The 12,324-nt window shown below is 52.0% G+C and carries 10 protein-coding genes; 6 read left to right on the top strand and 4 right to left on the bottom strand.

Translation table 11 applies throughout. The features are described 5' to 3' along the window. Positions 1–42: 42 nt before the first annotated feature. Genes J3P35_RS12340 through J3P35_RS12330 form a run of 3 tightly spaced genes read left to right on the top strand, consistent with a single transcriptional unit; the run spans position 43 to position 2,662 of the window. Complete coding sequence (locus J3P35_RS12340; protein WP_210464898.1) at positions 43–582, top strand: RNA polymerase sigma factor; 540 nt, start codon at positions 43–45, stop codon at positions 580–582. 13 nt (positions 583–595) lie between these two features. After that, a complete protein-coding gene (locus J3P35_RS12335) occupies positions 596–1,507 on the top strand; it encodes a hypothetical protein (protein WP_210464897.1) in 912 nt (303 codons plus the stop codon). 12 nt (positions 1,508–1,519) lie between these two features. Continuing rightward, positions 1,520–2,662, top strand: coding sequence for an outer membrane beta-barrel protein (locus J3P35_RS12330; RefSeq protein ID WP_210464896.1), 1,143 nt, complete (start codon positions 1,520–1,522; stop codon positions 2,660–2,662). A 178-nt stretch (positions 2,663–2,840) separates the two neighbouring features. Here J3P35_RS12330 and J3P35_RS12325 read toward each other — a convergent pair whose 3' ends face one another. Continuing rightward, positions 2,841–3,587 (bottom strand): RNA methyltransferase, encoded by a 747-nt coding sequence (locus J3P35_RS12325; protein ID WP_210465586.1) that lies wholly within the window; start codon positions 3,585–3,587, stop codon positions 2,841–2,843. Between the two features lie 52 nt (positions 3,588–3,639). Between J3P35_RS12325 and tamL the strand changes: the two genes are divergently transcribed. Next, positions 3,640–6,051, top strand: a complete 2,412-nt coding sequence (gene tamL, locus J3P35_RS12320; protein ID WP_210464895.1) for a translocation and assembly module lipoprotein TamL — start codon at positions 3,640–3,642, stop codon at positions 6,049–6,051. Positions 6,052–6,357: 306 nt separating this feature from the next. Here tamL and J3P35_RS12315 read toward each other — a convergent pair whose 3' ends face one another. Beyond that, positions 6,358–8,439 (bottom strand): alpha-ketoacid dehydrogenase subunit alpha/beta, encoded by a 2,082-nt coding sequence (locus tag J3P35_RS12315; RefSeq protein ID WP_210464894.1) that lies wholly within the window; start codon positions 8,437–8,439, stop codon positions 6,358–6,360. 127 nt (positions 8,440–8,566) lie between these two features. Here J3P35_RS12315 and hemF point away from each other — a divergent pair, with 127 nt between their 5' ends. After that, the gene (gene hemF / locus J3P35_RS12310; RefSeq protein WP_210464893.1) at positions 8,567–9,463 is read left to right on the top strand and encodes an oxygen-dependent coproporphyrinogen oxidase; all 897 of its coding nucleotides are present in this window, start codon (positions 8,567–8,569) and stop codon (positions 9,461–9,463) included. A 2-nt stretch (positions 9,464–9,465) separates the two neighbouring features. Continuing rightward, positions 9,466–10,038: a phosphatase PAP2 family protein gene (locus tag J3P35_RS12305; protein ID WP_210464892.1), complete on the top strand. Its 573-nt coding sequence runs from the start codon at positions 9,466–9,468 to the stop codon at positions 10,036–10,038. Between the two features lie 70 nt (positions 10,039–10,108). Here the strand turns inward: J3P35_RS12305 and J3P35_RS12300 are convergent, their stop codons facing one another. Continuing rightward, positions 10,109–10,696, bottom strand: coding sequence for a riboflavin synthase (locus J3P35_RS12300; RefSeq protein ID WP_210464891.1), 588 nt, complete (start codon positions 10,694–10,696; stop codon positions 10,109–10,111). Positions 10,697–10,802: 106 nt separating this feature from the next. After that, complete coding sequence (locus tag J3P35_RS12295) at positions 10,803–12,209, bottom strand: sugar transferase (protein ID WP_210464890.1); 1,407 nt, start codon at positions 12,207–12,209, stop codon at positions 10,803–10,805. Between the last annotated feature and the right edge of the window lie 115 nt (positions 12,210–12,324).

Below are 12,324 nucleotides of genomic sequence, written 5' to 3'. Positions count from 1 at the left end.
CATACAAACAGGCACAAATTATAGCTTAAATCTCTACATCCCGTGAATGAGTCTGAACTGGTACTAGCACTGCAGAAAGGCGATGCCAAAGCCCAGCGAATCTTGTACGATCGCTACGCCGGCCCCATGATGGGCGTGTGCCTGCGGTACCTCAAGAATGAGATGGATGCTGAGGAGGTCCTCATCAACGGGTTCATGAAAGTGTACCAACACGTAGGCCGGTTTGAGCAGAAAGGAAGCTTTGAAGGGTGGGTTCGCCGGATAATGGTGAACGAGGCGCTGCAGCACTTGCGCAAGCAGGAGCCCATGCACCTGGCCATTGAAAAGGAACACAACTACCTGGCCTCAGAAGACGCCTCGGCAGACAGCGAGATGACCGCCGAGGAAATGATGGAGTTGCTGCTGGAACTTCCGGCCGGCTACCGAGCAGTCTTCAACTTATATGCCATTGAAGGTTACTCGCACAAAGAGATTGCGGAAATGCTCAACATAACAGAAGGCACTTCCAAATCACAGTTAAGTAAAGCGCGGGCCATGCTGCAACGCATGCTGGCCCAGCAAGGAGTAGTGATCGCCCTCTAAACAGACAAAGACTATGAGCGCAGAAGATTTAGATAAATTATTCAGAGACAAGCTGCAGAACAGACCTGTTGCCCCCGGCAACGATGTCTGGGAGCGCATACAGGCCCGCATGCAGCAGAACGCGCAGCAGGAAACCCCTAATCCGTTCCTGGTGCCGTCTGTTACTGAAGAAAAAGAGGAACGCGGCACGGTAAGAATGTGGTACTATTCAGCCGCAGCGGCCGTGACCATGCTGCTGAGCGTGGGTCTTTGGGTTAACCGCGATAACATAAATCCGCTGCAACCATCCGGTACCGTGGCTACGGTACACGAGCAAAAACAAGCACCAGTAGAAAGAACCTCTCCTTCTCAAGAGGCGATCTCAGGAGCTGAGGGTACCGCTGCTAACGTCCAAGCCGAGCAGAAATCCGTTGCTGAGCAGGAAACCACCATCCACTATCCTGCTGCCTCTAAAGCCACTGAGCAACGACAAGCCATGGCTTCGGTGAACACCAAGGCTGCATCCGTGTCTTCCCAAGGAACCCAAGCTGCCGTTGTAAGCACCAGAAAGGAAGCTAGCCTGGTAGAAACGAACAAAGCATTCCAGAAGGCCCAGGAGCCGGTGATGATGGCCGTGGCCACGCCGGTGAAAGCGCAGGAAACCGCCAAAGCCAACGCCGATGCTCCTGCTTTAGAAATAATTGTAAAATTAGATAACGCCCAGGCAACCTCCTCCCTCGCCCAGGCATCTACTAAAGAAACTGACACACCTCACACTGAGGACCAACCTGGATCTGGACGCGTTCTGAAAGGCATCCTGAAACAAGTGAAGAACCTCAAAGACGGTGAAAAAGTGAATCTTTCAGAACTAGGAATTACCAAACACACCTATGCTTTGGAAACCCGCATAGGAAACAAAAAAATCACAAAGACCATAGAACTCTAAAATCCCATTTCAATGAAACGTTTGTATGCCCTGCTTACGGCCATCATGATGGCTGCAGCTATCGCCTTGCCTTCTCACGCCAGTTCAAAAAGCCTTATACCGGCTGCTACCCAGGATACGCTCATTCTGAAGCTGAAAAACGAGGCCCGCTTGCTGATTGTGGTAAAGGATGTGAAAGATTTGAAAAATTTAAAAAACCAGAGCATTGACTCAATCATGCTGCTGGTAGAAAAATACGCCGATCAGATTGAGGCCGCAGGCAAGAAAGGCGATGAGGTTACCGTGACCATTGACAAGTCCAAAGCCAATACCTCAGAGGACGTAAACATCACCATCACCCAACACGGCCCAGAGGGTACCGAAGTCACCATCAAAGAGAAGAACCGCATCCGGATCACCGACAAAGTAGGCATTGACATTGACCACGATGAGGATACCAAATCCACCAAAGTGAAGGTGAACGTAGGCAATGAAGACTCATTAGAGGTGAAGGAAAGAGACGAGGAGCGCTACAAAAACCGGCATCCTAGAAGAACCCTGGATTTCCAGGTTGACGCGGGTCTTTCTACCTGGTTGAACAAAGAAGAGCAGGCTGGCAGCGCAGTGCAGGACATCAAATTCAGAACCGCCGCCTCCCGCTACATCAGCCTTAACACCAAATGGTACAACCGTATTGGCGGTGAGTCCAGCCCAGTACGCCTGATTACCGGTTTCACCGTGGACTTCCACAACTACATGTTTGATGACAACATCATGATCCAGAACACCGGTGAGAAATCAGATTTCGTCATACCCACCGGAATTAACCTGGAGAAAAGCAAACTGTCTACTACGTCCCTGAACGTGCCCCTTGAACTGGGTTTCGATTTCAAAACCAAAAGAGGCAAAACAGCTTTTAAAATCGGCGGCGGGGGTTTTGTAGGCTACATGCTCAGCAGCCACTCCAAAGTGAAATACTCCCAGGACGGAGACAATGTGAAGAGCAAAGCCAAAGATGATTTCTACTTGAATGATTTCCAATACGGCGTCTCCGGATTCATTGGCATCAGAAGCCTGGAGTTCTTCGCGAAGTATAACCTGAATGATATGTTCCAAGACAACAAAGGACCGCAGGCCAACGCTTTCGCTGCCGGAGTAAGAATCTTGAAATTCTAACGGGTAGAAAAATCCTAAAAGTGTTAGAAAAGTGGTAAAAGAAAAGAGGAGCTTGATCGCTCCTCTTTTTGTTTTTATCGGCCTCGTGATTCTCCGTTTTCAGGCAGATTTCATCAAAATACCTTGAAAATGGATTACAGTAGAAAAGTAATAGTTCTCCAACCGCAAATAGTCTGCTCTAAATATTTCGGAAGAAGTTGTCCAGCAGGATGGCGGCGGCAGTGCCTACGTTGAGAGACTCGGCGCCGCCCCGGCCAGGGATGTGCAGCGGCTGCGTCACCAGGCTCATGATCTCGGGCCGGATGCCGTGCGACTCATTGCCCATCACCAGCACGCCCTGCGGCTGCAGTTGTAGCCTGTGCACGTTCTCTCCTTCCAGCGCCGCTCCGAAGACCGGAACGTTTAGGGGCCGTTTTTCCAGGATTGAGGCTAAATCTACGTAGTGCGGGGTGATGCGCGTGAAAGAGCCCATGGTGGCGGCAATCACCTTCTGGTTGTAGAAATCGGCGGAGGATTCTGAGAGCACAATGGAGGTGAGCCCGTACCAGTCGGCAATCCGGATGATGGTACCCAGGTTTCCGGGATCACGCACCTCGTCCAAAGCCAGCACAAACGGGTGCTGCTCCCAGGAGAATTCCGGAACCGGTCTCATTGTGGCAATGGCCAGCGCGGCGTTGTTCGTCTCCATGGAACCGGCCTTGCCCAGTTCATCCTCACCTACTGTAATCACCTCAAAACCTTTCCGGAGGAGATGGGTATGCTTGAGTAAAAATTTTTGGGTGACCAGTACCGTTTCCAGTTCAAAGTCTGATTGTAGTAATTCTGCCACGCTCTTTTCACCTTCCACCGTGAAAGCTTGGTGAAGCGACCTATATTTCTTTATTTGCAGTGACCTAATGTACTTCAAAAGCCCCTTTGAGATCATAACCATTCTTCGTTTGAAGCTACGATGTTACGTATTCGGCGCGGTATTCACAATGCTGGGCTTTTTTATGGGCTGTACGCCCACCCATCACCTTGCCCCCAATGAGCGGCTGCTCTGGAAAATAAAACTGGAGGGAGTTGAGCAGGCAGACAAAAGCGCCATTACGCCGCTTTACCAGCAGAAACCCAACCGCCGGGTCCTAGGCTCTCCTATCTACCTCAACCTCTATTATTTAGGAAAGAGATTCTACAACCCAGAGCGCATTCAGGCCAATATTGCCGAGGAAACCGAAGACTATAACCGCCGCATTCAGCGAGCGGGCAGCGACTCTGTGAGGGTGGACAAGCTCATAGAGAAAAAAGAAAATAAACTTAACCGGCTGCAGAACAAAAAGGAGAACGGCAACTGGCTGATGCGCACCGTGGGCGAGCCCCCGGCCATCTTTGACTCCCTTAAACTGGTGCAAACCCAGGAGCAGGTGGGCATTTACCTCAGTTCCAAAGGCTTTTTCAGGAACAAGGTCTCTGCCACCACTGAGGTCAAAAACAAGAAAGTGTACGCCACCCTGCAGGTCCAGGAAGACAAGCCCTACGTAGTCTCGCAGCACACCTATCAGGTCCCAGACACAGCCATCCTGAGAATCCTGAACGAGAACCAAAAGGAAAGCCTGATCAGAGTGAATCAGAACTTTGACGAGGCCCTGCTCACCCAGGAACGTACCCGCATTGAGCAACTCCTCAAAAACAACGGCTTCTATGATTTCCGGCAGCAGTTCATCACCGTGGAGGCAGACACCAGCTACGAAGAATACACCGTTAGGCTGAGCACCCTTATCGCCAACCCCACCGATACCACGCTGCACAAAATCTATACCATCCAGGATGTGTTTTTTACCACCGATGCCGGCCTGAACCGGTTTGGGCGTTCCCGCGATACGGTTGAATTGAGCAACATTCATTTCCTGGCTTATGACCAGCAGATAAAGCCGCGCATTCTGCAACGGAAAGTAATTATCCGAAAAGGCCAGACCTATTCGGCTAACCGCACACTCAACAACCAGCGCATCATCAGTAACCTGGATGTCTTCAAGTACACCACCATCAGCTACACCAAGGCTGATACCGTCACGGCTGATTCCCACCGAGGCTACCTGAACACTCAAATCAACACCTCTCTGCTTCCGCGTTTCCAAGAAACCACTGAGATTGGCGGTACTTTCACCGAGCAGGTGCCGGGGCCTTATGCCAGTATGCGTTTCCGGATCAGGAATATCTTTGGCGGGGCCGAGATCTTTGACATCGGGGTAAGGGCCGGGATTGAAGGGCAGCTGCAGCGCAACGTGAACACCGTTGGACGTAGAACAGAGATCGGTGCTGATATGGGGGTGACCTTCCCGCAGATCCTGGTGCCCTTCCGGACGAATGACTTGCTGGTGCGCTTCAACCCCAGGACCCGTTTCAGTACCGGATACACCTACGTAGACCGCAATGAATACACCCGGACAAACCTTGATTTTTCCTTTGACTACATCTGGCAGCGGTTGAACATCCATCAGTTCAGTTTCTCGCCGCTGGACATCAGCGTGATCAGCACGCCCCGCATTGACCCCACATTCAATGAGTACCTCCTCACGCTGCAGCAATCGGGAAACCCCTTAAATGAAAGCTTCAAAAACGCCTTTGTCTCTTCCATCAACTTCACCAGCCTTTACAACACCGCCAACTACAACCAGACCAATGATGCCAAGCTGTTCAGGCTTTTTGCTGAGACCGGTGGTTTGCTGTGGAATTACGTGGCGGAGCAGTTCAAGGACTTCAACACCTACCGGTTTGCAAAGCTGAACCTGGATTACCGTCGCTACCATGCCTTGGGCAACAACATGACCTTTGTGTACAGGGCCAACGCCGGGGTGGCTAAACCGCTGGGCACCTCTCGCGCCCTGCCCTATGACAAATACTTCTTTGCCGGGGGATCCTCCAGCGTAAGAGCTTGGCTTCCCCGCCGACTGGGGCCTGGTTCCAGCGCGCTCATCAACAAAACCACCGGCGAAACCGATTACCTTTTTGAACAAACTGGCGAGATCCTACTAGAGCTCAACTCAGAGTACCGCTTCCGGATGTTCCGCTTCGGGAGTACCAACGTGAACGGGGCCCTGTTCTTGGATGCGGGTAATATCTGGCTTTTCAAGGAGCGGAACACCAATCCGAACCCGGAGTTGTACGTGGCCCAGCCCGGCGCCCAGTTTCAGTTTAACCGCTTTTACAAAGAACTGGCAGTGGGCACCGGCTTCGGGGTTAGGTTTGATTTCACGTTCGCCATCCTTCGGTTCGATATCGCCACCAAAGTCTATGACCCCGCCCAACCGCAAGGCAGCCGGTTTGTCATCAACGAATTCCGCTCCAACCGCATCTTCGGCAACGACACCCAAACCACATTCAACCTGGGGATCGGGTACCCTTTTTAGGATTGTTGATAGTTAATTGTTAGGGAATGAGCGAAAAGAAGGGCTCCTGTTCTGGCGTTGTTTTTAGGAAAACAGCGTCAAAACAGGAGCCCTTCTTTTTATTTATAATCAGAACTGTTTGGTGTAATTAGAGCTGCAAACCTTCCTTTCCCCTCTACTTCTTATCTGTCATCCTGAAAGGATCTTGGTGGCAAACGGTAAAAGCGCCTAGTAAGAGCTTGCCTAGTTCGCCCACAAGATCTTTTCAAGATGACAGTTGAGGAAAAGTGAGTGTAGGTATAGGTCTTCAAAAATACTTGTACTTGCTTAATACTCCAGCAATTCCTGCAAGGCTGCAAACACCTTGTCAGCGTTTGGCAGCATCATCTTTTCCAGGTCTACATTAAGCGGCACGGCAGGCAGGTTCTCGGCGCCCAGGGTAAAAACCGGGGCATCCAGATACTTGAAGCAGGTTCTGCCGATGCGGCCGGCCAGAGACTCTGCGAAGGAGTTCATGAGAGGCTCCTCGGTTAAAACCAGCACTTTACCGTGGCGTTTTACCGAGGCTTCCACGGTTTCATAGTCCAAAGGATTGAGAGTACGCAGGTCTACAATTTCCACGGAGCCAGCCAACTTCTTACTGGCAGCTTTGGCCCAGTACACACCCATGCCGTAGGTGATCATTGTAAGGCTGTTCCCTTGGCTAAACTGTTCATCAGAGGCTTGCTGCACCACGTTCGCTTTCCCCAGTGGCAGGATGTAGTCAGCGGCAGGTTCTGTGGTTTTGGCGTCTTCGGTGCCGGGCACTTTGGACCAGTAAAGGCCTTTGTGCTCCAGCATCACCACTGGGTTCGGGTCTAGGAAAGCGGCTTTCATGAGGCCTTTCATATCCGCGCCGTTGCTAGGGTAGACTACTTTGATACCCCGGATGTTGAGCAATGTAGATTCCACGCTGCCGGAATGGTACGGGCCGCCCCCACCATAGGCCCCGATAGGCACCCTGATGAGAGCCTGAACCGGGAATTTGCCCATGCTCAGGTAACAGCTCTTAGAGAGTTCTTCTACCAATTGGTTGATGCCCGGCCAGATATAATCCGCGAACTGGATCTCCACGATAGGTTTTGCCCCCACCGCTGACATTCCCGCAGTAGACCCCACAATGTACGCTTCCTGGATGGGCGTATTGAACACGCGGGCATCACCGTATTTTTTTGCCAGCAATGCCGCCTCCCGGAAAACGCCTCCTAATTCTCCGCCCACGTCCTGGCCGTAAAAGAGCGCTTCTGGGTACTGCTTTAGAATATCGTCCACGGCATGAAGCGCCGCATCTACCATGGTTGTTTTCTCCGCGTTGGCTGGCGTGCGGTTTCCGCTTTCCTCGGTAACCGGAGTAGGCGCAAATTCATGCTGGTTGAAAGTAGCCGGATCAGGATCTGGTGCTGCCAACGCTTTCACGTATTGGGCCTGCACTTCCTCCTTTACTTCCTGGGCTATGGAGATTAGTTCATCGGCCATTAGGCCTTGTTCCAGGAGATAAGTGCCCAATTTTGGCAAGGGGTCCAGCAGGCTGTGCTCCGCCAGGTTGTCGCCGCGGTACCATTCCCTTCTTACGCCGGAGGTATGGTGGCCCAGCAGCGGGCACTTGGCATGCACCAGCACCGGGCGCCGCTCCTGGCGGGCAATCCGGAAGGCCTCGGTCATACCGGTGTAGGAGTCAATGAAATCAGCACCGTCTACCCGCAGACGTTCCAATCCTTTAAAGCCAGCGGCATACTCGTAGGCATCCATGGCGCGCATCTCGGTGCCTTTAGCAGAGATGCCCCAGTCGTTGTCCTGCACCAGGTAAATGATGGGCAGTTTCTTGAGCACCGCCATCTGGAAGGCCTCGGCCACTTCGCCCTCAGTTACGGAACCATCGCCCAGGGAACATACCACCACGCGGCCCTCCCTGGCATCTACCAGGTTCTGGGACTCCAGGTAAGCCAAAGCATGGGCCATGCCGGTGGCCGGGATAGCCTGCATGCCGGTGGCCGAGCTTTGGTGCGGGATCACAGGAAAACCGGCCCTTCTCAGGGACGGGTGTCCGTAGTAGGTGCGGCCGCCGCTGAAAGGATCATCGCGCTTGGCCATGAGCTGGAGCATGAGTTCGTAGGGCGTGAGGCCCAGGCCCAGCAAAACAGATTCATCACGGTAGTAAACCGATAAAAAATCTTTTTTGGTGAGGTGAAAAGCGGTGGCCAGTTGGATGGCCTCGTGGCCGCGGGAGGTGCTATGGACGTATTTGCTGCAAACGGCTTTGTTTTCTTCGTAGGTGTCGGCCATGGCTTTGGCGGTGAGCATCAGCCGATAGGCTTTTAAGAGAAGTTCAACCGCTACGGGGGCGGGAGCTTCAACAGGCGTCTGGTTCATGAGCTAACATTTGTTCGGTTTTCTAAAGTACAGCTAATCCTGAAGAAAGCAAAATGAGGAAATGGTGGGCCTCTCCTATTTATCGCCTATTTTTGCCAAAACGGCCTAAAACGGAAAAGCATCAATAATGAGAGATACGATACAAAAATGGTTTAAGTCATTTCAGGAGCGCCTCTGCGCCGATCTGGAGAACTGTGACGGCGTGGCCCGCTTCAGGGAAGACCACTGGGAAAGACCCGGCGGCGGCGGCGGCGCGGCCCGCGTGATCCAGGACGGAGCCGTTTTTGAAAAAGGAGGCGTGAATTTCTCTGCCGTGGAAGGCGTATTACAAGAAAAAGCCGCGGCGGCCCTGCACCTGCCAGATCCGCATTTCTTTGCCACGGGCGTCTCGGTGGTGATCCATCCGACCAATCCGCATGTGCCCATCACCCACATGAACGTGCGCTATTTTGAAGCCGGCAACGGAGAGGCTTGGTTTGGCGGCGGCATTGACCTCACGCCCATCTACGTGAACAAAGACCAGGTACGGTTCTTCCATCAGAGTCTTAAAAACACCTGCGACCGCTTCCGGCCGGAGTATTACCCCGAGTTCAAGCGCTGGGCCGATGACTACTTCTACATCCCGCACCGCGAAGAAACCCGCGGCGTTGGCGGCATTTTCTTTGACCGGCTCACACCAACGGCGGAAATCTCACTGGAAGAACGTTTTGCTTTTGTGCAGGCAGTGGCAGACACGTTTTCTCCTACGTATACCACCATTGTGAACCAGAACAAAGACCTAGAATTCAGCGCCCATGAAAAAGAGTGGCAGTTGATCAGGCGGGGACGCTATGTGGAATTTAATTTGGTGAATGACCGCGGTACCAAGTTCGGACTGGAGACGAACGGACGCACGGAGTCTATTCTCATGAGCCTTCCGCCCCTGGCCTCCTGGCACTACAGCCATGCCCCTGCCGTAGGTACGCCTGAGGCGGAAGCCCTGGCTTGTTTCAAAAAAGGAATTGATTGGGTTAGCCTTTCTTAACCATGGATGAACTGATAGCCTTAGACCACGCGCTTTTCCTGGAGCTGAACCGGCACCACTCCCCTTTCTGGGACGCCGTGATGATCCTGATTTCCAACAAGTATGTGTGGTTTCCTTTTTATGGCGTACTGGTGGGGCTGTTCATCTATTTTTACAAGAGAAAAGGCTGGCTCATGGTCCTGTCTTTGGGCGCCAGCGTGGGCCTCGCAGATTTCATCTCCTCCGGCATCCTGAAACCTAATGTAGCCCGCTTGCGCCCTTGTCATGACTTAACGCTTGGCGAGGTGGTCAACGCCGTGGATGGCTGCGGCGGCCAGTACGGGTTTGTGTCTTCGCACGCAGCCAATGCCTTTGCAGTGGCCATTTTCGTGATCATGCTCTTGCCAAAGAAACAGTGGGGTTTCAAGCTGCTGCTCCTGGTTTGGGCCATGGCCATCTCCTACAGCCGCGTCTATCTGGGCGTGCATTACCCCGGCGACATTACCGGCGGCGCTTTGATTGGGATTGCCACCGCCTGGCTAAGCATGTATTTCTACAAAAAAGCATCAGAACGCTACGCCTTCTGGCAAAGTTAAAGTTACATCCCGCCATAGGGCTGCTATCCGTTAAAAGCCTGAAATTCCTTTTTCAGGCTTTTAACGGATTTTACTTTTGCAGCAATCGGGCCACGTACTTTCCTATGATGTCAAACTCCAGGTTCACCTGGTCGCCGGGTTTCACAGCGTGCAGGTTAGTGAACTCGTAAGTATACGGTATTATGGCCACTGAGAAGAAATCAGTGCCTGATTCTACCACTGTCAAACTGATGCCGTTCACGCAGATGGATCCTTTCTCCACGGTCACGTTGCCTGCGCCTTGGGGCTGGTAACGGAACCGGAACAGCCAACTGCCCTGCTGGTCTTTCACCTCTTCGCAAATGCCCACCTGGTCTACGTGCCCCTGCACAATATGCCCATCGTAGCGGCTGCCCGCCAAAAGGCACCGCTCCAGGTTCACCGTATCACCTTGCTTAAGTTGACCAAGGTTGGTTCTGGACAGCGTCTCAGTGATGGCCGTCACAGAATACGTGTCTTCCTCCAGCGCCACCACGGTCAGGCAAACCCCATTGTGCGCCACGCTCTGGTCTATCTTCAACTCAGACGTAAACGGACACCTTAAGGTGAAATGCCGGTTAGACTGCTCATCTCTGATGGCCACTACCTCGGCTTGCGCTTCTATAATTCCAGTGAACATGTTTTTTAGATTTGAAGATGTGGAGATTAGGAGATGTGACGATTCAAAAATTTGGATATGAGAAAATTTTCAAATCTCCCCATTTTCAAATTTTCAAATCTCCTCATCATTTACCTCTTCCCTGTATAATGATTTTAATGGTGTAGAGCATGACCCGGAAGTCCATGACCAGGGACATGTTTTCTATGTAGAGGATGTCGTATTTAAGGCGTCTAACCATTTCCTGCACGTTTTGGGCGTATCCGAATTTCACCTGGCCTAAGGAGGTGATACCTGGCCTTACGCGGTGCAGGTGTTTGTAGTGGGGGGCATGTTGTGTGATAAGATCAATGAAATGCTGCCGCTCGGGCCGGGGGCCCACCAGACTCATCTCGCCTATTAACACGTTGTAAAACTGCGGGAGTTCATCCAGCCGTACTTTCCGCATGAACCGGCCTAGTCTGGTTACCCGAGGGTCATCATCTGAGGACAGGGCCGGGCCCATCTTCTCGGCATCCAGGTACATGCTTCGGAACTTGAGGATGTTGAAGGGCCTTCCGTGCAGGCCTATCCGCTCCTGCCGGAAGAACACCGGTCCGGGCGAGGAAGCCTTCACCAGAATAGCCAACAAGGCGTACACTGGCGACAGCAAGGTTAACACCAGAATAGCTGCGGCCAGGTCAATGATCCTTTTCAGGAGTTGCTGCCACACGGGCATCAGGTCGCGTTTTACCTCAATCAACGGCGTCCCGAACAGGTGCGCCACTTTCACCGAGCCCAACAGAATCTGGTACACATCCGGCAGAATGCTGATCCGGACGTCCTCGCCTTCCAGCGAGCTTAGAATCTGTTCAATCAGGCGGTGCTCTGAGGGTTCAATGGCGATGATAACTTCCTGCACATCAAACTCTTTTATTACCTGGGGTAACCGGTGGAATGAACCAAGCGATGGGATCTCCTCCTGGAAGGCGTGCGGTTGTGATGGTTGGCTCTGCACGAATCCCACCATCCTGAAGCCCAGGTGCCGGTTGTTGCTTTCCAGTTCATCATATACCTCGCGGGCATTGCCGCTGGAGCCTACCACCACGGTATTGAAAAACACTTTTCCGTTGTACACCAGCTTTTTCAAGTGACTTAGAATGGCCAGCTTAAAAAACAGCGAGAAACCAAAATGCAGCAGAAAATAACTTAATATGGGTTTGGAGTAGACCTGGAAGCGGTAGAGGTTGGGGTCCTCAAACAGGAAAGCCAGGTAAATGGCCATGGCACCGCCCAATGACATCCCAGCCAGAAGCGTTACTTCCTTGAACCTGGAGATCCTGAAAATATCACGGTACCGGCCCAGAAGGCCATAGAGAATCACCCAAAAGGAAGCAATGATAAACGAGCGCGTGAAAAACGACAGGGTAAGCGTTTGGGAGAAATCTACAAATACATTGTTGTTTGATACATAGAAGACAGACCAAGCCAGAAAAGCTGCCAGGAAATCCCCTAAAATCAGTTTATATAAATGTTGGTTTCGGTTTAGCGGCATGAATCACATCAAAAACAACACGGCACAGGTTAGCTCCATTCTATCGCAAAGCTACACGCAAATTCCAAAATCAAGACCAAAAATTAAATTTCATGGCAATGAGAGGCTATTTGCT

It is taken from the genome of Rufibacter roseolus (genome assembly GCF_017916365.1).
In the GTDB taxonomy this organism is placed as follows: Bacteria; Bacteroidota; Bacteroidia; order Cytophagales; family Hymenobacteraceae; genus Nibribacter; species Nibribacter roseolus.
This window is presented reverse-complemented; position numbering and strand designations above follow the sequence as displayed.